The sequence below is a fragment of the Faecalibacterium butyricigenerans genome (assembly GCF_020687345.1).
GTDB lineage: Bacteria > Bacillota > Clostridia > Oscillospirales > Ruminococcaceae > Faecalibacterium > Faecalibacterium butyricigenerans.
Genome location: NZ_JAJEQL010000037.1, coordinates 1 through 20,004, shown reverse-complemented (window position 1 = coordinate 20,004; position 20,004 = coordinate 1). Strand labels below are relative to the sequence as shown.

Sequence of the window (20,004 nt, the reverse complement as noted above, 5' to 3'; positions counted from 1 at the left end):
AGTCCAGAGGTAGGGAGGGGGGAGTCGAAACACCCCTCCCTGCCTCTGGCCCGCGCGGAGCGCAAGCCGCTTGACCGTAAGAAAAAACATCCCCCGCGCTACCAGCGCGAGAACCATTTCTGGTTCTCTCTTGGCACGCAAAAGAGAACTAAGCCCTACTACAACAGCGATTAACCCGCGCCACCGGCGCGCAGAAAACTTGAGGATACAAAAAAGACCCTCAGGTCTCTCCCAGAGAAACCTGAGGGTCAACAACGGCTCAGAGCCGCTGCGGAATGCGGTGCATCTCTCCCGAGCGCTCGAGGCTGCTGGCAGCGGCGTCCAGCGCAAAGGCCAGCGCTGCGCCCAGCGCCACGTCGATGCAGCTGTGCTGCTTGAGCAGCATGGTGGACAGGATGATGGCAACGCCCAGCACATTGGCGGCAGGCCGCATCCAGCGGCGGCGCGGCTCGTCGAAGCAGCGGCTGCGGCGGTAGCCGATCATCAGAGTCACCGAGTTGAAGACGTGGATGGAGGGACAGACGTTCTTGGAGCTGTCAACGGCGTAGAGCATCCGCACCAGACGAGCGAAGATGTCGCTGCCATACACCCGGTAGGGCCGCAGGGCAAGCCCCGTGGGCAGCAGGACGTAGCAGCTCAGAGCGATGGTCATGCCGGTGAACAGGCACAGGCAGACCCGCCAGAAGTCGCTGCGGTCGCCCCGCAGCAGCAGATAGAACAGGGTGAAGGGGATCCACGCGAACCAAGCAAAATAAGGGACGATGGCGTATTTGCAGAAGGGGATGACATCGTCCAGCTGACAGTGCACCCAGATGGCGGGGACGGTGACGTTCACCTCAAGCCAGTGGAATGCGGTCAGATAAAATACCGTATAAAGAGCCATGAAAGAGACAGGATGGCGTGCAAACCAGCTGCGCATCGATAACACTTCCTTTTTGGGGCACACGTTTCGGACTTACCCCGGCAGCATAGCATTATACGCCCTGAGCAGGAAGAAAACAAGACAAAAATCTGACAATCTTACTAAAACACGCTGCGAAAAATTGTGCATATGGTCGGCTGTTTCTGGCCCACAAACAAAAAACAAGCCGCTGCCAGCTGGCAGCGGCTTGCCGCTTGAAATTCAAGCAGTGCCGTCCGGAATGGGTACACTCAGACGGCGGCGAAACTCAGACGAGTACGCCGGGCTGTTATGCAGCCTTCTTCTGGGTATTCTTCTTGGTCGCGTGCAGGAAGATGGCCAGCATTGCGACGGCGAAGATGACGCCGAAGGGATACGCAACAGCGGTGTTGTAGATGGTAGCGCCCTCAGCGGTCTTGCTGTTGAGGATGCTGCCGAGGCACTCAGGAGCCAGAACGAAGTAAGTAGAGGAGACTGCGCTCATGAAGGTAGCGGGAACAGCGGTGATCCAGTAGTTCTTCTTCTCCTGGAAGAGGTACATGGAAGCAGCCCACAGGACGATCATAGCCAGAGTCTGGTTGGTCCAGCTGAAGTAGCGCCAGATAACGGTGTAGTTGATGAAGCCCAGTGCATTGCCGATGCCGAGGAAAGCGCCGACGCCCAGAACGGGCACGCAGAGCTTCAGGCGGTTTGCGTAGCTGTCCTGATCGATCTTGAACCAGTCGGCCAGAGTCAGACGAGCGGAACGGAATGCAGTATCGCCAGAGGTGACGGGGCAGATGACGACGCCGATCATAGCCAGCGCGATGCCCACGCCGCCCATGGTCTTGGAGCAGACGTCGTAGATGGCGGCGGACTGGCCCTCAGCCAGAGCAGCTGCCAGACCGGTGTTCAGGCCGCCGGTGATCTCGTACAGAGAGCAGCCAGCTGCGGCCCAGATCAGAGCGATGATGCCCTCGCAGACCATTGCGCCGTAGAAGACGAAGTGGCCCTGCTTCTCACTCTTCATGCAGCGAGCCATCAGAGGCGACTGGGTGGAGTGGAAACCGGAGATAGCGCCGCAGGCAACGGTAATGAACATGAAGCTCCAGATCGGAGTTCCGGAGGGATGCATGCTGCCGAAGTGCTCCCAGATCTCGGGGATGGTGTAAGCGGGGTTGGTGAAGATGCCGAAGATAACGCCGACAGCCATGATGATCAGGCAGATGCCGAAGACGGGGTAGATCTTACCGATGATGGCGTCGATGGAGATGAAGGTCGCAATGAAGTAGTAGACCAGAATGATGATCAGCCAGAACAGGGTGGTGGTCAGAACGCCGGACATACCACTGTTCTTGCACAGGGTCACGATCAGGCCGGCGGGGCCGACTGCGAACACGGTACCGACCATGATCAGCAGCACGACGGAGAACACACGCATGATGTTCTGCATCACAGGGCCGAGGTACTTGCCGGTGATCTCTGCGATAGAGCCGCCGTCATTGCGCTCGCTCATCATGCCGGAGAAGTAGTCATGCACACCACCGGCAAAGATGGTACCAAAGGTGATCCACAGGAACACCACAGGACCCCACAGAGCACCCTGCAGTGCGCCGAAGATGGGGCCGAGGCCCGCGATGTTCAGCAGCTGGACCAGAAACAGCTTCCACTGAGGCATCACGACGTAGTCAACGCCGTCGTTGATGCGGACAGCAGGAGTTTCACGGTCATCGGGTCCGAACGTGTTGTCAACGATCTTGCCGTAGACGAAGTAGCCGCCGATCAGGATCGCTAAACAGAGTAAGAAACTAATCATACCAGAAACCTCCTTTTTGATTTTCTGCAAGCTGGCCCCATTCTGCCAGCTGCCAAAATCATCCTTGGCCTTATGTTAACACATTCTTCATAAAATGGATAATATGCTTCTGGTATGGGCTGTATATCAAAAAATATATGGCACATCACCTTGTTTGTGAGGCGATGTGCCATATTTTAACGCAGATAAGAGAAAAAATGAAGGGCGTTTCCCTTTGAAACGCTCCCGGGAAGATGCGGGAGACATATCGCCGAAAATTTTGGCTCATTTTTGTGCAGAGTGCCAGGGAAACCCGCTTTTTTGCCTCTTTTCGTGGCTTTTCTGCCGAAAGCGGCGGGCTTATTTTACCGTGAGGGCGGCTTCCCGGTGGAGCAGGTCGATAAAGGTCTGCTCTTCAGGGCGGAGTGCGCCGTGGTCGGGGTAGACCAGCACGTCCCGCATGACCTGACGCTGGGCGGGGCACTTCCGCAGCACCAGATGGAACTGGTCCAGCGCCCGCTGGGGCATGGGAGAGGCCCACATATAGGCCGAGGGCAGCTGCTGCAGGATGGAGAACTGGCTGCACCGCTCGTAGACATGGATGCGGCGGATGTCGTTGACGTGCCAGCGCACGCCGTCGCCGCCGTCCTCGCCGGGCAGCTGGAAGTCGTCGTGCATGATCTCCATATAATGGTTCAGCTCGGCGAGGTCTTTCACCTCGTGTCTGGCCAGCGGGCCGTCCCGGTTGGTGAGCAGGCGGTACTCGAACTCCATCACCGGCTCCATCTTGAGGCCTCGGCGGGCACAGTAGTGGGTGTAGTGGTCGTCATCCTCGGCGGCATACCGCAGCAGCGCCAGATGATAGCCCCGGCGCAGCACGAAGTCCAGCGCCTCCATCGAGCCGCCTTCCCGGATGTGGATGCGGAGCTGGTCGGCCCCGGCAGCCTCCTTCAGGAAATCCACCGCCGCATAGGAGGCGTAGGTGGCGTGGGGGATCATCACCCGCAGCTCGGCGCAGCGCTCCCGGGCGTGGTGGGCGTCCTCGGTGAGGCGGTCCACCTCTTCCAGCACCCGCGCGGCCTGCTCGATGAACCGACGTCCCTGCTCAGTGGGGATCATGCCGGTGGAGGAGCGCTCGAAGATGCGCAGGCCGTACTCCTCTTCCAGATTCTTCAGCGCCTTGCTGACGTTGGGCTGGGCGGCGTAGAGCTGCTTTGCCGCAGCGCTCACCGACCCCCATTTCTTGATCGCAACGAGATAACGCAGTTCCGTGATGGTCAAAGCCCTTCCTCCCCCTGTCAACGCAGATTCCCCTCTATTTTATCAGCCCGGCGGCAGACGTGTCAAGCTGTGGTTGACGGGCCGGACCGCCCGGCTTATAATAAAGGAAAACGCCCCGCGCAGGAGCGGGGCAGGAGGTGGAGCAGATGGAGCGCTGCCGCGTTCTGCGCATCGAAGAACAGATGTATGGCTGCGAGGAGCTGCCCGAAGGGGCCGAGGTCTGCTGTGATGTGACGGTGGAGGCGGCGGACGGCACCCGGAAGACCCTGTCCTGCCCCGACGCCGCGCTGATACGGCAGGGCATCGGCGAGGGAGACCGGGTGCTCTGGGACGGCATGGAACTGAAAAAGGAGAGGAACAGCATGAAAAAGATCGAGACTTCGGCCCTCATCGGTCTGGGTGCACTGGGCATTCTTTTTGGCCGGAAGATGCCCGGCGTGAAGGTCATTGCGGACGCCGGGCGCATCGCCCGCTACTCGGCCCAGCCGGTGGTCTGCAACGGCGAGGAGTGCCATTTTGACTACGTCACCCCCGAGCAGGGCCAGCCGGTGGACCTCCTTCTGGTGGCCGTCAAGGCCACTGTGCTGGAACAGGCCATCCGGGACATGAAAAAGTTCATCGGCCCGGATACCATCATCCTCAGCGTCCTCAACGGCATCACCAGCGAAGAGGACATTGAGGCCGTCTACCCGGGACACTGTCTGTGGAGCGTCGCCATCGGTATGGACGCCACCCGTGTGGGCCGCAGCCTGACCTTTGGCGCGCCGGGCCGCATCCAGTTCGGCGAGAAGAACGGCGAGATGACCGACCGCGTCAGGGCCGTGGATGAGTACCTCACCGCCTGCGGCATTGCCAGCGAGCCGTGCAGCGACATCCTTTTCAAACAGTGGAGCAAGCTGATGGTCAACGACGGCCTGAATCAGGCCGCCGCAGCCTTCGACCTGCCCTACGGCGGCCTGACCAAGCCCGGCCCGGCCTACGACAAGATGCTCGAGGCCATGCAGGAGGTCATCGACCTGTCGGTGCTGGAGGGAGTCAACCTGCCTGCCGACAACCACAAGGCCTTCCTCGAGTCTATGGCCCCCACCTTCAAGCCCGACGGGATGCCCAGTATGCGGCAGGATGTCCTCGCCCAGCGTCCCACCGAGGTGGAGGAGTTTGCGGGCGTCGTCCGCCGTCTGGCGAAAAAGCACGGGATGCCCACCCCGGCCAATGATTTCTTCTACGAGAAGATCCGGGAGATCGAGGCCGGATACCACAAGGAATAAGGAGATGCCATGCACAACATTTATTTCGCCCGTCACGGCGAGACGGTCTGGAACGTCGAGAATAAGATCTGCGGCATGACCGACAGTCCCCTCACCGAGAAGGGCCGTCAGCAGGCCCGGGAGCTGGGCCGGAAGGTCCGGGAGAGCGGCGTCCGTATCGACGAGATCCTCTATTCGCCCCTGAGCCGCGCCGCCGACACCGCAAAGGCCGTGGCCGAGGCCACCGGCCTGCCCGCCCGCTGTGAGCCGCGTCTGCGGGAACAGTGCTTCGGCCGCTATGAGGGCACGCCCCGGGACGGCGCGGAGTTCCGCATCTCCAAGACCCACTTCGCCGACCGCTACGGCGACGGCGAGAGCATGATGCAGCTGGCCCAGCGCATCTACAATCTGCTGGACGAGCTGCGGCAGGACGAGGACAAGACCTATCTTCTCGTGGCCCATAACGGCATCGCCCGGGTGGTAGAATCCTATTTCCACGACATGACCAACGAGGATTACGCCGCCGCAGGCATCAAAAACTGCGAGATGGTGGAATATCGGTTCGAATAACAGCAAAAGGCCGTCGGGAAGCTCCCGGCGGCCTTTCTTTTCAACATTAGAAGCTGTTTTCGTAAGCAGGGTGCACCGAATGACGAGGATATTTGCTCCGCAGACAAGGCGATTTTCCGCAGCAATCCTGACGGATTGCAAGGGAAAGCAACGCAGTATGCGAGCAAAAAGGCCGTTCAAGCGGTGTGCAATGCTTATGAAAACGGCTTCTCAAGCCTTGCGGTAGTGGAAAACTTTGTCTTTCCGGACGAACATCAGCACAGTGACGCAGAGTGCACCGGCCTCGGCCACCGTAACGGCCAGCCAGACGCCCTCGATGCCCAGCACGAGGGGCAGGAGGATGAGGGCCAGCAGCTGGAACAGCAGGGTGCGCAGGAAGGAGATGAGCGCACTGGTCACGCCGTCGCCCAGCGCCGTGAAGAAGGAGGAGCCGTAGACGTTGAAGCCCATGAGGAAGAAGTTCAGGGCGTAGACGCGGAAGGCGTGGCTGGTCAGCGCCAGCAGCTCGGCGTCGTAGCCCACGAAGATGCGGGCCACATAGGGGATGAGGACCATGGAGAGGGCCGTCATGAGGACGGCCACCACGCCGATGAGGCGAAGGCTCTTGGAGTAGAGGTTGTTCAGCTCGGCGTGGTTGCGTGCGCCGTAGTGGTAGCTGACGATGGGGGCGCTGCCGACGGCATAGCCCACGAAGACGGCCACGAAGAGGAAGGCCGCGTACATGATGACGCCATAGGCCGCCACGCCGTTTTCGCCCGCGAAGCGGAGGAGCTGGTAGTTGTAGAGGATGTTGACCAGAGACATGGACAGGTTGGTCATCAGTTCCGAGGAGCCGTTGATGCAGGCGCTGCGGATGACGCCGCCGTTCCACTGGGTGCGGCCCAGATGGATGGAGGAGGTGGAGCGCCTGCTGAGGAAGTAGAACAGGGGCAGCACGCCGCCCACGGCCTGACTGATGAAGGTGGCGATGGCTGCGCCCTCCACGCCGCCGTGGAGCATACCCACCAGCAGGACATCCAGCACCATGTTGGTGCCGCCCGCCGCCACCGTGAACGCGAAGCCCAGATGGGGCTTTTCGGCGGTGACGAAGAAGCTCTGGAACAGATTCTGCAAAATAAAGGTGGGCAGGCTGGCCATCAGGAGGCGGCCATACCGGACGGCGTAGTCCAGCATCTCGCCCTCTGCGCCCAGCAGCGCCGCCGCCGGGCGGACGATGAGAACACCGACAGCGGCGAGGACGATGCCCGCGAGGAGGGCCGTCCAGACGAAGAGGCTGAAATAGCGGTCGGCCTTTTCCCGGTCGCCCTCGCCCAGCGTGATGCCCACAATGGCGCTGCCGCCGGTGCCCAGCATGAAGCCCACCGAGCCGACCAGCATCGGCACGGGCATGATGAGGTTGACGGCGGCAAAAGCCGTCTTGCCCACAAAGTTCGAGACGCACAGGCCATCCACGATGCCGTAGATGGAGGTGAACAGCATGGTGCCGACGCAGGGCAGCACGAACCGCAAAAGGCGGCTGTAGTTGAAATGGTCAGACAACTGTATTTTCTGCTTTGACATGGGTGCTCCTTGTTACATTCCGGGCCGCCAGCCGGTGCAGTAGCGGGCATAATCCCGGTCGGCCTGCTTGACGTAGAGCACAAGCTCCTCGCCGCCGTCCTTTCGGGTGCGCTGACGCACCTTGGTGGGCAGGTTCTGGCGGTGGAGCAGCTCCATCTCGTCCCGCAGCTCTTCTTCGTTGTCAAACGTGTCCAGCTCCGTCCAGTGGGTGGCAAAGAGCCAGAATTTTACAAGATGTTCGTTCAAGGTTCGGCCTCCTGTCGGTTGTCAGATGGGTTCAGACGGTAAAAGGGCGCGATGGCGTTCACATCGCCGTGGCGCACGATGGAATAGGTGATGTCACAGTAGGGCTGGATGGCGGTGCTCTTCTCGACGGTGGAGATGAGCAGGACTTGTAACTGCATCCGGCGGAACAGCTCCATCATGGGGCGGATGCGGTCGCTGGTCATCTTGCTGAAGGCCTCGTCCAGCAGCACCAGACGGATGCTGTTCTCGCTCTTCTGATAGATCTGGAGCAGCGACGCGCAGATGGCCACATAGAAGGGGGCCTGATTCTCGCCGCCGGAGGAATCCCGGCTGACCCGGGAGAGGGAGGCCTGCTGGCCCGAGACGGTGTTGGTCACTTTGATGTCGTAGTCGAGATAGGTGCGGTAGTCCACGTAATCGGAGAGGGCCACGCCCTCGGGGCGGCGTCCCTCCTGACGGGCGCGGGTGTTCTCGTCCACATCGGTCATGATCTTTTCCATCAGCTCGTCCACCTGACGCTCATAGACGGGGTCGGCGGTGGCGGCGAGGTTGTCCAGCGAGTCGCCGTCGGTCATCTGCTGGTTTCCCTTGTCCACGATGACCTGATAGAACGCGGCCAGCTGGGGGTCACGGCTGGGGCCAAGCTCGAAGCGGTAGACCTCTTCGCCGTAGGTCAGCTGTTCCATCACCTTGTTCAGCTCCCGGAACTGCCGCCGCGCGTTGAAGATGTCGTCCTTCATCCGGAAGAGGATGTCCTTGCGGAAGCGGTCCTTGCAGTCCCGCTGGGCCTGCTCGAGGCGGGCGGCGTACCGCTCAAGGTCGATGCGCACGAGGCTCTCATGCTGGGCGCGGTACTGCTCGATGCCCGCAAGGCCCAGCGGATAGTCGCAGACATAGCGGGTGTTGTATTCCTTCTGGGCAGGCTCCAGCGTGCCGGTGAGGTAGACGGCCAGCGCATCGTCCAGCCGGGCCTGCGCCTTTTCGGCGGACTGGGCTGCAGCGTGCGCCCCCTTCTCTTTGCTGAGGGCGGCGAAGCGCTCCCGGGCCAGCGGCTCAAGGAGCGGATACTGGCCGAAGAACCGGTCCGCAGCCTCCTTCGCCAGCCGGGCCGTCTCCCCGGCCTTGACCTGTTCGGCCTCGCAGGAGGCCAGCTGCTTTTCGCAGACCCGGATGTCGCCGCCTGCCGTCTCCACGGCGGCGCGGGCGGCGTCCCATGCGGCTTCCCGGGCCTCGTCCTCCCGGTAGAGCTGCTGCAGCATCGGGTTCTCCCGGCACTCGGCCAGTTTCTGCTCCTGTGCAGCGCAGTCGGCCCGGGCCGCTTCCTGCGCGGCACGGGCGTCCCACAGCCCGGCCAGCTCGTCCATGACGCTGCTGTGCAGCACATCCTGATAGCTGTCCCGGGCGGCTTTGAGGGCGGCGGCGGACTGGGCCGCTTCCTTGCTGCGGGCAGACAGCGCATCCAGCGCCTTGGCCAGCGCCTCGGCCCGGGCGCGGCGTGCGTCGAGGCCGATGTACCGCTGGGGCGTGCGGAGACGCTCGAGGCGGAACGGATGATGGCGCAGCAGGTCGCGGGTGGCGCTGTCGGGATAGTTTTCCAGCGTGTCGGGGGTGTCGCAGCAGACAATGCGCCGCAGGATGGTGTCGGCATACTGCGCAGCCAGCGGGTTTTCGCTCCGGACCTGCGCGGCGAGGCTGTCGGCGGGGGCGGAGTCGGCTTTCCGGTTGGCGGTGCGGATGCTGGGGGTGTCCAGCAGGCTGATGGGGCCGACCTTGTCCCGCAGGGCCACGAAGGCGCTCTTGGCGGCGGCATAGTGGGCCGGCGGCACGAGGATGTCGAACCGGCGGTCGCCGAGGCAGGCTTCCACGCAGTCCTGCCAGCTCTCGTCCTCGACGCTCAGCAGCTCGCAGAAGATCTTTGCGTCCGGCGTCATGCCCCGGCTCTGCAGCTCGGCGTTCACGGCGTCCCGCACCTTGGTGGCGGCGTCGCCGTGGGGGTAGACCCACCGGCCGCCCGAGACGGAGGCCAGCTCAGCCTGCTTCGCCTGCACCTCGGCAGTGAGGGCGTCGGCAGTCTGCCGCGCGGCGAAATACTGCTCTTCCAACGGCTTTTCCAGTCCGGCAAGGGCGGCTTGGAGCTGGGGCAGGGTCTCGGCGGTCAGGGAGGCGGGCCAGAGCGTTTTTTCCACGGGGAAGCCGCTCCGGTGGAGGCTCTGCAAGAGGGTCTGCACCTTTCCGGCGGCGGCTTCGCTCTTGGCGGCGGCGCGGCTGGCCTTGTCCAGTGCGGTCTTCTTGCGGGAAAGCTCTTCGCTCAGGGCGTCCAGCGCCCGGCCCTCGCCGCTGGCGGCGGCACTGTGGGCCGTGAGATAGGCCCGGCGGGCTTCGGCTTCGGCGTCCTTGGCGGCGGCATAGCGGGCCGTCAGCTCCTCATGCTGGCGCTTTCCGGCGGCAAGATGCTCCTGCCAGCGGCTCGTCCCGGCGGCAGCTTCTTCGGCCCGGGCCAGCAGGGCGGTGCCCCGGTTGACGAGGGCCTCCGTCTCCTTCTGGGCGGCCTCGCGGCCATAGGCCACGATCTGTTCCAGCGCGGTGGCGCGGGTCTGGGCCTCGGCCAGCACGGCGTGGAGGTTCTCCAGCTCCACGCGGTCGCCCTGCAGGGCCTCTAGGTCCAGCTCGGGCTGGGGCAGGATGTATTGATACAGAAATTCCCGGAAGTTCGGGATCTCGTCCATGCTGGTGCCCATCTGGAACACTTCGTTGAACTTCTTGCCCAGCGGGCTTGCGGCCCGGCCGATGCCCAGCGCCCGACAGATGCGGTCCCGGGCCTCGCCGGGGCTGCGGGTGTAGGAGAGCCGCCCTACGGCAGGCTTGAAGTTCTCCTTGGAGCTGGGCGCGCCAGTGCGGGGGTCGATGAAGGGCAGCTGCTCGAGGGTGCAGCCGTCCTCAGAGAGATACCATGTCTGATCGCCGGGGTGCAGTTCCTGCATGGGGCCTTCCGACTCCACCCGGACGGCGATGACGAAGGGGGTGCGCTTGGCACTGTCCCAGAACTCCGCGCCGATGTAGGCAACGGTGCGGCCCGGGCGGCGGTAGGCGTTCTCGCCGCGCTGTTTGGCGTGGACCGAGCCTTGGAGGGTGCGTCCGCTCTTTTTATTGCCCAGTGCATTGAAGCTGCGGTTGGTGGTCAGGCAGTAGCGGATGGCGTCGAGGATGGTGGTCTTGCCCACGGCATTGACGCCGATCATATAGGTCAGGCGGGCGCAGTCGAAGGTCACGTTCTCGAAGTTGTGCCAGTTGATGAGCTTCAGGCGCTTTAATTCGATCATTCTTCCACCTCCACGGCAGCTGCGCCGTCCTCCGGCCGCTCATAAAGCGAAAGCTCGCTGCGGGTGCGGCCTGCCTCAGCGGCAGCGTCTGCGAGGTCGGCGTCCGGCAGAGCAAGCAATACAGTGGGGAATACTTCGATGCGGCTGTCCAGGCCGGAGAGCCGCCCCACAGGCCGGGCCAGATTGTACCGGCGCAGGGTGCGCAGCAGCCGCTCGAGGGTGGGCTGGTCGAGGCGGCGGGGGAGGTTCATCTTCTGAAGCTCGGCCTGCACCTCCTCGACGGTCACAAGCACCTGATCGGCGCTGGCGGAAAGGCTCTCCCGCTTCTGGAGATAGAGCAGGCGCAGCACCAGCAGCAGGATGCTCTCGTATTTCAGGAGCCGGGCCTGACTGCCCTCGTGCTCGTTGACGAGGGCGGCCGCCTGCAGCGGGGCGGGGTAGAGCACCACGGCATAGCCCAGCGGTGCAAACACGGCCCGCACCTCGCTGAGGTGGTCTTGGACGTAGAGATATTTTGCGCGCTGGTCTTCCACGCCGCCCAGCACAAAGCAGTGGTTGAGCAGATAATTTGCGCATTCTTCCAGCATTTTATTCGTTTCGGTCATCTTCGGCCTCCTCCTTGCGGGGTGTCAGGATAAATTCTTCGAACCGGAAGCCGCCCCGCTGGGTCCACTCGCCGGTGAGCCGGATGTCATAGCAGCGCCGGGGCGACTGGGAGTAGGTGTGCAGCCCGATGATGCGTGCAAAGTCGCCGGGGTACTCGTCGGCGAGGGTGGAGGCTGCGACCCGGGGCCGCGCGGCCAGTGCCTGTCGGGCGAGGATGTCCACATTCTCCTCGGTGACGGCCATCCGGGCGTAGTCGAGAAGAAGCTTCTGCTCCCGGCGCAGCTGCGCTTCGTCCAGCTGTCCGGCCTGCACCGGGGCCAGCGGCGTGTCGGTGCGGGGCGCGGCGGGCGGGTAGAGGGGCTTTTCGCCGAAGACCTGCACCGGCCAGAGATGGAGCCGCCCGGCCAGCGGGCCGTCGTCCGGCTCAAAGAGCTGGTCCGGCGTTTTGATCTCCTCGGCGTACCGACGCAGCAGGGCGGTGACGCTGCCCTGCGCCGAACGGTCGCTCAGCAGCAGGAACTGCGCCCGCTGGACGGCCCGCTTGCGGTAGCGGACATGACTGGCGTCGATCTCCCGGATGAGGGTGCTCATCTCTTCCAGTGCATCCCGCTGCTTCTGGATGAGGGCGCGGACGGCGGGGGCTGCCTCGCCGGGGGCGCAGCGCTCTACCCGGGCGTAGTCCAGCGCCAGCTGGGGCAGGTAGTTGGCCTCGCAGTTGTCCAGCCCTTCTTCGAGGAAGGCACGGTAGTTGAAGAGGTTGTCGCTGGTCTTGAAGCGGTGGTAGGCCGCAGCCACCACCTTCTCCTCGTACTGGTCGAACAGCTCCAGCACCTCCTGCGGGGTGCGGTTGCGGGTGAGGCGGTCGATGTAGTGGCCGATGGAGGCGTTGAGGGCGCGGAGAGAGCGATTCAGCGCCTCAAGGTCGCCTGCCACCTCCCGCAGCACGTTTTCGTAGGGGCTTTTCTCTTCGCCCACATTCTGCAGCAACTGCCACGCCTTGTAGAGCTTGCCGGTATAGGTGACGACCCGGGGGTTGAGGATCTCTTCCAGCGCCTCGAGAAGGGGCGTCACCTCGGGCACGAAGGCCAGCGCAGGCTCTTCCTCGTAGCTGCCGGGCTGTTCGGTCAGCCAGCCGGTGCGCCGCAGCCGGAGCAGAAAGCCCAGCGCCAGCGTGTGGGGGTCGCGGGTGGGCTGCTCGGCCTCATCGCCCGCGTCATCCGCGTCCAGCGCCAGAGGCTTTGCCAGCGCGGCGAAATAGTCCTCGGCCCGGGACACGGCCTCGGCCCGCAGGATGCTGTAATCTGCCGTGTGGCGGCACTCCTCCCACAGCAGGAGCAGCAGCTCCGCATAAAATGCCCGGTTCGGCCCCGCCAGCGGGCGGAACAGCCGCGGGCTGACCAGTTCAAACAACTGCATCCGTATGCCCCTTTCGCTCTGTAAAGTTCGACTTCTATCGCAAGGCTAGAAATTAGCGCAACCGTAACAGCATATCTGCGATATGCAAACCAATGTTGTTGCCGGTGCATTAAAAAATTGGTTTGCTATATTGTACCACAGTTGACAGGGATTTGCACCCCGGCGGCAAATATAAAAACACAGGCCGGCAAAGCGGTATAAAACCCCTTTGCCGGCCCGTGCGGCGCTCCCTTATTCCCAAGCCGAGCGGCAGAGCCGCGGAAAGGCTTGACAATGATTGACTCAATGATAGCACAACCTTGGTGCTCTGTCAACCAGAACGTGAAAAAAAGTAAGATGTGCGGAAGGATTTCTCCAATCTTTTCCTGAAATTACACACATTTTCCACGAATTTGTGATAGCCTTATTTTTAGAAGAACTCCCCGACAATGTACTCGTTCGTAATACAAGGCGGAACTACTCCTGATAGATGCACAACAGCCCCCCGGAATGCAGGACTCCGGGGGGCTTCGTGTTTATAAGAGGCGTTTACCAGCAGCCGCGCACCCGGAAATCCCGCTCCCATGGGTCGGGGGCGAGGTCGCGCTGGCGGAGCGAGGTGATCTGGATATAGTCGCTGCGCTGGATGAGGGCGAACAGCTTGAGGAAGAGGGCCGGGTCGCCCTGCACCTCCAGCGTGACCGAGCCGTCGTCCTCGTTCTCCACCCAGCCGGTGAGGCCAAGGCTCTGGGCGGCGTACCGGGCGCGGTAGCGGAAGCCCACGCCCTGCACCTGCCCTTCGATGGAGTACCGCCGCCGGACGGTGCCCTCGGGCAGGGCGGGGGGCTGGCGGTCCTTTTCATTCAGAAAATCGAACATAAGCGGCTTACAGCTCCTGATATGCGCTCATCAGGGCGGGGATGAACTGCTTTTTGCGGCTGACGACGCCGGGCAGCGTCCAGCTGCCGTCCTCTTCCGGCTCCTTCTCGAAGCCGCTGCGCAGCATCTCGTCGGCATGACGGCCGGTGCAGATGACCACGCTCTCCTCCTTGGGCACGTCGGTCAGCAGCATATAGAGGTCTTCCACGTTCTGCTTGCCGCAGGCCTCGGGCAGATAGGGGGTGAGCAGCTGCTGGGCGGCTTTGAGGTTCTTGCGGGTCATATAGCTGCCCTGCGCCACGCCGAAGCGGACGTCGCCGCACATGAACACCTTGAAGTCCTGCAGGAAGACCTCCTCGGCGGTCTTGCCGTCCAGCTTCTCGCCGGCCTCGAACATCTCAGAGGCAAAGGCATCGATCTCGACGCCTGCGATCTTGGCGAGGCGGTTGGCGGCGGAGACATCGACGGGAGTGCAGGTGGGGCTGCGGAAGACCAGTGTATCGGAGAGGATGGCTGCCAGCAGCAGACCGGCGATTTGGGGCCGGATCTCGACGCCGTTCTCGTCGTACATCTGGGTGATGATGGTGGCGGTGCAGCCCACGGGCTGGTTGCGGAAGTAGACCGGGCCGCTGGTCTCGAGGCTGCCGATGCGGTGATGGTCGATGATTTCGAGGATCTCGGCCTGATCGAAGCCCTCGACGGCCTGCGTGGCCTCGTTGTGGTCCACGAGGATGATGCGGCGCTTACGCAGCGCGATGATGTTGCGGCGGCTGACCATGCCGCAGTACTTGCCGTCCTCATCGAGGATGGGGAAGTAGCGGTGGCGCACCTTGGCCATCACGCGGGTGACGTCGGCCACCGGCGTGACGAGGGTGAACTTTACGATGTCGTTGCGGGTCATATAGTAGGAGATGGGGGCGCACTGGCTCACGAGCTTGCCGGCGGCGTAGGTGTCGCAGGGGGCGGTCATGATGGCCACGCCCGTCTCCTCGGCGATGCGCTGGATGGTGCGGCCCACCTTGGCCCCGTTGCAGATGATGAGAAGGGAGGCTTCCTTCTCGATGGCGCAGAGCTGGCTCTCGTAGCGGTTGGTCAGGATGACGATGTCGCCCTTTTCGACGCTGTTTTCCAGCATCTCGGGGGTGGCGGTGCCGATCTTGATGTGTCCGGTGGTGCAGACGGCGCTCTCGTCGCCCACCACCATGGTTCCGCCAAGGGTGTCGAGGATGTTCTTATAGGTGGTCTTGCTCTTGGCGAGGACACCGGTATCGAAGATGTCCATGTTGGCCGTGGCGATGTCTTTCACGGTGATGACGCCCTCCAGCTCGTTGTCGGCGCTGGTGATGGGCAGGGTGTCGATCTGCTGGTCGCGCATAATCTGCCACGCCTTGCGCAGGCTGGTGGAGCCGGGGATGCCGGGCATCTCGCGGTAGTCTACGTCACGGATCTTGGGGTTGACGTCGGTGCACATCCGGGGCGGCTGGACGCCGAACCGCCTGAGCACAAATTCAGTCTCCTGATTCATCCGTCCGGCCCGGCGGGCCTCGCAGACGAGGGAGCTTGTCTTATTTTTCAGCTCTGCGTAAGCGATGGCAGAGCAGATGGAGTCGGTGTCCGGGTTGCGATGCCCGATGACCACGACCTTATGGGCTGTCTTTGGCATGGATTCCTTCCCCCTTTATGGGTCTTGTCCTTCTTATCTGTCATGCCGGAGCGTCGGCCCGATTTTTCTGCGCCCCTGCACGGCGCAGAAAAGGGCGGCACTCTGGCAGCTTTCATTGTAACACAAGATAGAAGGGGGGTAAAGTGGTGCAGAAGAGCGGAAATCTTAAAATTTTGAGAGATTCTTGTATACATCTCCTTGCCTTTTCGGAGAGGACGCTGTATCATAAGAATATGTCTGTCTACTTTTAAGAAAAGCCCCCTCGGGGGGCAGCGCGGAGGAACGAATGACCAGCACAAAATTCGAGTCGAAGCCTTTGTTTACCCGCCAGCAGCTGACGGCGCTGCTGCTGCCGCTTATCGCGGAGCAGGCCCTGAGCGTCACCATCGGTCTGGCCGATACCCTCATGGTGTCGTCGGTAGGCGAGGCGGCGGTGTCGGGCGTGAGCCTTGTGGACACCTTCAACACCCTGATGATCCAGATCATGACGGCACTGGCCACCGGCGGCGCGGTGGTCGCCAGCCAGTACATCGGCCACCGGGAGGAGAAGAACGCCCGGGCCGCGGCCGCACAGATCCTGTTCATCATGTCCAGCTTCAGCGTTTTGGTGGCGGCGGTGGTCGTGGTGGGCCGCCATTCCATCCTGCGGGGCATCTTCGGCGCCATCGACGCCGACGTCATGCGGTACGCCGAGACGTATTTCCTGCTGTCGGCCCTGAGCTACCCCTTCATCGGTCTGTACAATGCGGGCGCGGCCCTCTTCCGGGCGCAGGGCAACAGCAAGATCAGCATGATGTCCAGCCTCGTGATGAATGTGGTCAACATCGGCGGCAACGCCATCCTCATCTTCGGCTTTGGGATGGGGGTCATGGGCGCGGCGCTGGCCAGCCTCATCTCCCGCGCGGTGGCCTGCTGCGCCGTCCTCTTCCTGCTGCAGAAGCCGGATTGTATGCTCCGCATCACCGGGCTGTCGGCCCTCCGGCCGGACGGCGGGCTGATCCGGCGCATCCTGCGGGTGGGCATCCCGGCGGGCATCGAGAATGGGATGTTCCAGATCGGCAAGCTGTCGGTGGCCAGCCTCACCAGTACCCTCGGCACCGCCGCTATCGCCGCCAACGCCGTGGCCAACACCACCAGCACCTTCCTGAATATCCCGGCCAACGCCGTCAGCATGGCGGTGCTCACGGTGGTGGGCCAGTGCCTCGGCGCGGGCGAGAAGGAGCAGGCGGTCTGGTATGCCCGCCGCCTGCTTCTGGTGGCCTACTGCGGCGCGTGGGTCATGAACCTGTCGGGCTTCTTCTTTGCCGACCGCTGGGCGCTGTCGTGGTTCAACCTTTCGCCGGAGGCTTCGGCCATGGCCCTTGAGGTCATGATGTGGTTCAACATCGTCTCCCTCTTCTTCTGGCCCTCCAGCTTCACCCTGCCCAACATCCTCCGCTCCGCCGGCGACGCCAGCTTCACCATGGCGGTGAGCATCGTGTCCATGTGGGTCTTCCGGGTAGGCTTCTGCTACCTGTGGGTGCTGCGGATGGGCGGCGGGCTGCTCAGCATCTGGATGGGAATGTATCTCGACTGGGTGTTCCGCTCCCTCTGCTTTGCGGTGCGCTTTGTCCGGGGAAGATGGCTTGAAAAAACGGTCATCTGAAACTGCCTCTTGCTTTTTTCTGCTCAGAGTGGCAGAATGAGGGAAAAGAAAGAAGGGGATCTCCTATGCTGTTTCATCCTGCACAACTGGGCCTTGCCCATCTGGACAAGGCAACGCTGGAAGCCGATAAGAAAACCTGCAAAAAGATCGGCCCCTGCGGCGTGGGCAAAAAAGCCCTCTATCTCAACAGCTTCTACATCGACCGCCGGTATTATCTGCCCTACGGCAGCATCAGCCGGGTGTTCAAGCGGGTCGCCATGAGTGAGGGCGGTTTCTCCGGCAAGGGGATGTTCGCCTCGATGGCTTACCTCGTGGTGGAGTACGACGGCGGCAAGCAGAAGCAGTGCAACTTCAAGGATGAGCGGGACGTGGACGCCCTGCTGGAAGTTCTGGCGAAGGAACAGCCGAACATCCCCCGTCTGAGCGCTGCCGGTGAGGCCGAGCTTGCCCGTCAGAAGGAGGAGAAAGCTGCCCGCAGGCTGCCCCAGCTCTCGAAAGAGGCCGAGCAGAGCGTGGGCCAGCTCAGGCGTGCGGCGGACTACCTCGCCAAGAAGCCGGAGCTGGCCAAGGAACTGAGCGCCGCCGAGCGCCGCAAGCGTGCTCAGCTGCAGAGCAAGCCGGTGTATAAGTATGTAGCCCTCATCATCAGCCTTCTCGGTGTGGCGTCTGCGGCCTATGGCATCCAGAGCATCCTCAACCACACCGGAAACTACGGCATCTACTTTGCCCTGTTCGGCTTTGCGGCCATCTTCCTCTTTTCCAGCTACAACATGATGCCCACGGCCCACAACAACCACAAGTCCATCATGGCCCGGGCCGACAAGGCCGAAGCAGCCATGGCCGAGTACATCCGGGCTTACCCCGGCGGCAGCTTCCCGGTGCCGGATATCTACGCCCACCCTGTGGTGCTCAAGCAGATGACCGACGCCATTCAGGAGGGCCGGGCCGTGACCCTGCCCGAGGCCCTTGCAGCGGTAAAGAACCGCCTCAAGGAGGTCAACGCCGACGTTCAGGTGGAGCAGGAGGAGTATGACGAGATCGTCCAGATCAAGGCCATGTTCCTCAACCACGATTATCAGTAAGATCGGGAAATGAAAAATGCCATCGCCCCGCGGCGATGGCATTTTTGTTATCTGTTAAAGCTCAGCGGCAGGCTGGGAGAAGATCTTCATGCTCTCCTTGTAGGAGTGGGCGAAGTAGAAGATCTCAGCGATGGCCGTCAGCGCCCAGGAGCAGGGGTAGAGCAGGTAGAGCGAGGGGATGGTGTGGAAGTGGGCGAAGATGGTGTAGACCCAGATGACCCGGAACACACAGGAGCCGAGGACGACGATGACGGTGGGGACCACCGTCTTGCCAAGGCCGCGGGAGGCGGCGATGGTGCAGTCCATAAAGGCCGAGATGCAATAGGCAAAGCCCATGACGCCCACACGCTTCATACCGGCGTCGATGACGGCGCTCTCGGTGGTGAAGAGGGCAAGGAACTCCCGCCCGAAGAGGAAGAGGGCACCGCCCAGCACGAGGCCGACGCCGAAGGAGTAGACGAGGCTGATGAAGTAGCTCTTCTTCACCCGGTCGGGCTTGCCTGCGCCGTAGTTCTGGCTCATGAAGCTGGCACAGGCCATGTAGAAGGCGGCCATGGCGTCGTAGATCAGGTTGTCAGCATTGGCGGCGGCAGAGTTGCCCTTGACCATAAGGGAGTCGAAGGAGTTGACACCGGCCTGAATGAAGAGGTTGGCGATGGCAAAAATGGCGTTCTGAAGCCCGGCCGGGATGCCCAGCGCAAGGATGCGCTGGGTAGTGGCAGGGTCGAGAGCAGCTTTGTGGAAGTCGAGGGCGTAGCAGTCCTTCACGCGGGTCAGCGCCCGCAGGACGAGGAAGGCCGAGACGCACTGGGAGATAGCGCTGGCCAGCGCCACGCCTGCCACGTCCAGACGGCAGACGATGACGAAGAAGAGGTTGAGCAGGATGTTCAGCACGCCCGCGATGCAGAGGTAATAGAGGGGCTTCTTCGTCTCACCGATGGCGCTGAAGATGGCGTTGCCGAAATTATAGAGGGCCAGCGCCGGCATACCGAGAAAATAGACCCGCAGGTAGAGCACTGCACCGGGGTAGAGGTCCTCTTTGGTGTTGAGCAGGTGGAGCAAGGCCGGTGAACCCAGCAGGCCGACGAGCAGGAGCAGGATGCCCGCCGCCAGACTGACCAGCAGGGCCGAGTGGACGGTCTTTTCCACATCGCTGGCATGGCGTGCGCCGTAGAACCGGGCCACCAGCACGTTGATGCCGTTGCTCAGGCCGATGAGAAAGCCGGTGAACAGGGTGACGAAGATGCTGGTGGAACCCACCGAACCGAGGGCGGTAGAGCCTGCGAAGCGGCCCACCACGGCCACGTCCGACATGTTGAAGAGGACCTGCAGCAGGTTGGACAGGACCAGCGGCAGGCTGACCAGAAGGATCTGTTTGGCCAGAGGGCCTTCGGTCAGTGACTTTGTGGATGAACTCATGTTTTTTTCCTTTTTCTTATCCCGAAGCGGTGCCCGCGCACACCGGGGCACAAGCTCTATTATAAAGGAGTTTTACTTTTTTGCAATATGATTCTTGACTTCTGAAAATGAGTTCTCCCGGCAGACGCTCCGACAGGCTGGAAATTGCATCTGCAATAAAGAAAGACCCGTACACAATGTGTACGGGCCTTTCTTGGTGCAGTAAAGCAATCCAAATCCGAACCATTTTCTTTTGATGCGGCTTGAGCCGCTTCCTCAAACGTGATGGTCTGTGTACCTTCTTTATAGTTAAAGGTTATCAAAACCTTATCATCGTACAGATAAATCGAATTGATGAACGTATCCACCAATGCCTGCCGCTGATCTTTCTGGTTCATGTTGAGCTTACGAAACCGCAGCAGCCAGAAGCGGATGAA

General features: G+C 62.1%; 15 protein-coding genes and 1 pseudogene. 4 read left to right on the top strand and 12 right to left on the bottom strand.

Annotated features, from left to right (window positions below):
* Positions 1-259 precede the first annotated feature (259 nt).
* From LKD23_RS11090 to LKD23_RS11080, 3 genes are all read right to left on the bottom strand, one after another.
* Entirely contained in the window at positions 260-883 is a 624-nt protein-coding gene (locus LKD23_RS11090) for a phosphatase PAP2 family protein (RefSeq protein WP_227621705.1), read from the bottom strand.
* A gap of 307 nt (positions 884-1,190) precedes the next feature.
* Positions 1,191-2,696 (bottom strand): carbon starvation CstA family protein, encoded by a 1,506-nt coding sequence (locus LKD23_RS11085; protein ID WP_227621704.1) that lies wholly within the window; start codon positions 2,694-2,696, stop codon positions 1,191-1,193.
* 339 nt (positions 2,697-3,035) lie between these two features.
* Positions 3,036-3,956, bottom strand: a complete 921-nt coding sequence (locus LKD23_RS11080) for a LysR family transcriptional regulator (protein ID WP_227621703.1) — start codon at positions 3,954-3,956, stop codon at positions 3,036-3,038.
* A gap of 146 nt (positions 3,957-4,102) precedes the next feature.
* Here LKD23_RS11080 and LKD23_RS11075 point away from each other — a divergent pair, with 146 nt between their 5' ends.
* Positions 4,103-5,224: a ketopantoate reductase family protein gene (locus LKD23_RS11075; protein ID WP_227621702.1), complete on the top strand. Its 1,122-nt coding sequence runs from the start codon at positions 4,103-4,105 to the stop codon at positions 5,222-5,224.
* Between the two features lie 9 nt (positions 5,225-5,233).
* Positions 5,234-5,773, top strand: coding sequence for a histidine phosphatase family protein (locus LKD23_RS11070; RefSeq protein WP_227621701.1), 540 nt, complete (start codon positions 5,234-5,236; stop codon positions 5,771-5,773).
* A gap of 210 nt (positions 5,774-5,983) precedes the next feature.
* On the opposite strand, the gene LKD23_RS11065 is transcribed toward LKD23_RS11070, so the two are convergent.
* The 7 genes from LKD23_RS11065 to LKD23_RS11035 all read right to left on the bottom strand — a co-directional run bounded on the left by LKD23_RS11065 (position 5,984) and on the right by LKD23_RS11035 (position 15,442).
* The gene (locus LKD23_RS11065; protein ID WP_227621700.1) at positions 5,984-7,333 is read right to left on the bottom strand and encodes an MATE family efflux transporter; all 1,350 of its coding nucleotides are present in this window, start codon (positions 7,331-7,333) and stop codon (positions 5,984-5,986) included.
* Positions 7,334-7,345: 12 nt separating this feature from the next.
* Entirely contained in the window at positions 7,346-7,579 is a 234-nt protein-coding gene (locus tag LKD23_RS11060; RefSeq protein ID WP_158389154.1) for a hypothetical protein, read from the bottom strand.
* Positions 7,576-10,899, bottom strand: coding sequence for an ATP-binding protein (locus tag LKD23_RS11055; RefSeq protein ID WP_227621699.1), 3,324 nt, complete (start codon positions 10,897-10,899; stop codon positions 7,576-7,578). The genes LKD23_RS11060 and LKD23_RS11055 overlap by 4 nt, the downstream gene beginning before the upstream one ends.
* Complete coding sequence (locus LKD23_RS11050; RefSeq protein ID WP_227621698.1) at positions 10,896-11,504, bottom strand: DUF4194 domain-containing protein; 609 nt, start codon at positions 11,502-11,504, stop codon at positions 10,896-10,898. The genes LKD23_RS11055 and LKD23_RS11050 overlap by 4 nt, the downstream gene beginning before the upstream one ends.
* Positions 11,488-12,921, bottom strand: coding sequence for a Wadjet anti-phage system protein JetA family protein (locus LKD23_RS11045; RefSeq protein ID WP_227621697.1), 1,434 nt, complete (start codon positions 12,919-12,921; stop codon positions 11,488-11,490). Before LKD23_RS11045 ends, LKD23_RS11050 begins: the two co-directional genes overlap by 17 nt.
* A 528-nt stretch (positions 12,922-13,449) precedes the next feature.
* Positions 13,450-13,779 (bottom strand): acylphosphatase, encoded by a 330-nt coding sequence (locus tag LKD23_RS11040; protein WP_227619361.1) that lies wholly within the window; start codon positions 13,777-13,779, stop codon positions 13,450-13,452.
* Between the two features lie 7 nt (positions 13,780-13,786).
* Positions 13,787-15,442 (bottom strand): putative manganese-dependent inorganic diphosphatase, encoded by a 1,656-nt coding sequence (locus tag LKD23_RS11035; protein WP_227621696.1) that lies wholly within the window; start codon positions 15,440-15,442, stop codon positions 13,787-13,789.
* Positions 15,443-15,728: 286 nt separating this feature from the next.
* Here LKD23_RS11035 and LKD23_RS11030 point away from each other — a divergent pair, with 286 nt between their 5' ends.
* Both LKD23_RS11030 and LKD23_RS11025 read left to right on the top strand, forming a co-directional pair.
* Positions 15,729-17,087 carry an MATE family efflux transporter gene (locus tag LKD23_RS11030; RefSeq protein WP_227621695.1) on the top strand — a complete coding sequence of 453 codons (1,359 nt, stop codon included), beginning with the start codon at positions 15,729-15,731 and terminating at the stop codon, positions 17,085-17,087.
* A gap of 65 nt (positions 17,088-17,152) precedes the next feature.
* Positions 17,153-18,169 carry an ATPase P gene (locus LKD23_RS11025; protein ID WP_227621694.1) on the top strand — a complete coding sequence of 339 codons (1,017 nt, stop codon included), beginning with the start codon at positions 17,153-17,155 and terminating at the stop codon, positions 18,167-18,169.
* A gap of 54 nt (positions 18,170-18,223) precedes the next feature.
* Here the strand turns inward: LKD23_RS11025 and LKD23_RS11020 are convergent, their stop codons facing one another.
* Both LKD23_RS11020 and LKD23_RS11015 read right to left on the bottom strand, forming a co-directional pair.
* Entirely contained in the window at positions 18,224-19,588 is a 1,365-nt protein-coding gene (locus tag LKD23_RS11020; protein WP_227621693.1) for an MATE family efflux transporter, read from the bottom strand.
* A 59-nt stretch (positions 19,589-19,647) separates the two neighbouring features.
* Positions 19,648-20,004 (bottom strand): annotated as a pseudogene (locus LKD23_RS11015) (hypothetical protein); the annotation flags it as partial.

What these genes read in the sequence shown, in the direction of transcription:
- LKD23_RS11090 (WP_227621705.1), bottom strand. Translation starts at nt 883, where the DNA reads ATGGCTCTTTATACGGTATTTTATCTGACCGCATTCCACTGGCTTGAG.
- LKD23_RS11085 (WP_227621704.1), bottom strand. Translation starts at nt 2,696, where the DNA reads ATGATTAGTTTCTTACTCTGTTTAGCGATCCTGATCGGCGGCTACTTC.
- LKD23_RS11075 (WP_227621702.1), top strand. Translation starts at nt 4,103, where the DNA reads ATGGAGCGCTGCCGCGTTCTGCGCATCGAAGAACAGATGTATGGCTGC.
- LKD23_RS11070 (WP_227621701.1), top strand. Translation starts at nt 5,234, where the DNA reads ATGCACAACATTTATTTCGCCCGTCACGGCGAGACGGTCTGGAACGTC.
- LKD23_RS11065 (WP_227621700.1), bottom strand. Translation starts at nt 7,333, where the DNA reads ATGTCAAAGCAGAAAATACAGTTGTCTGACCATTTCAACTACAGCCGC.
- LKD23_RS11055 (WP_227621699.1), bottom strand. Translation starts at nt 10,899, where the DNA reads ATGATCGAATTAAAGCGCCTGAAGCTCATCAACTGGCACAACTTCGAG.
- LKD23_RS11050 (WP_227621698.1), bottom strand. Translation starts at nt 11,504, where the DNA reads ATGACCGAAACGAATAAAATGCTGGAAGAATGCGCAAATTATCTGCTC.
- LKD23_RS11045 (WP_227621697.1), bottom strand. Translation starts at nt 12,921, where the DNA reads ATGCAGTTGTTTGAACTGGTCAGCCCGCGGCTGTTCCGCCCGCTGGCG.
- LKD23_RS11040 (WP_227619361.1), bottom strand. Translation starts at nt 13,779, where the DNA reads ATGTTCGATTTTCTGAATGAAAAGGACCGCCAGCCCCCCGCCCTGCCC.
- LKD23_RS11035 (WP_227621696.1), bottom strand. Translation starts at nt 15,442, where the DNA reads ATGCCAAAGACAGCCCATAAGGTCGTGGTCATCGGGCATCGCAACCCG.
- LKD23_RS11030 (WP_227621695.1), top strand. Translation starts at nt 15,729, where the DNA reads ATGACCAGCACAAAATTCGAGTCGAAGCCTTTGTTTACCCGCCAGCAG.
- LKD23_RS11025 (WP_227621694.1), top strand. Translation starts at nt 17,153, where the DNA reads ATGCTGTTTCATCCTGCACAACTGGGCCTTGCCCATCTGGACAAGGCA.
- LKD23_RS11020 (WP_227621693.1), bottom strand. Translation starts at nt 19,588, where the DNA reads ATGAGTTCATCCACAAAGTCACTGACCGAAGGCCCTCTGGCCAAACAG.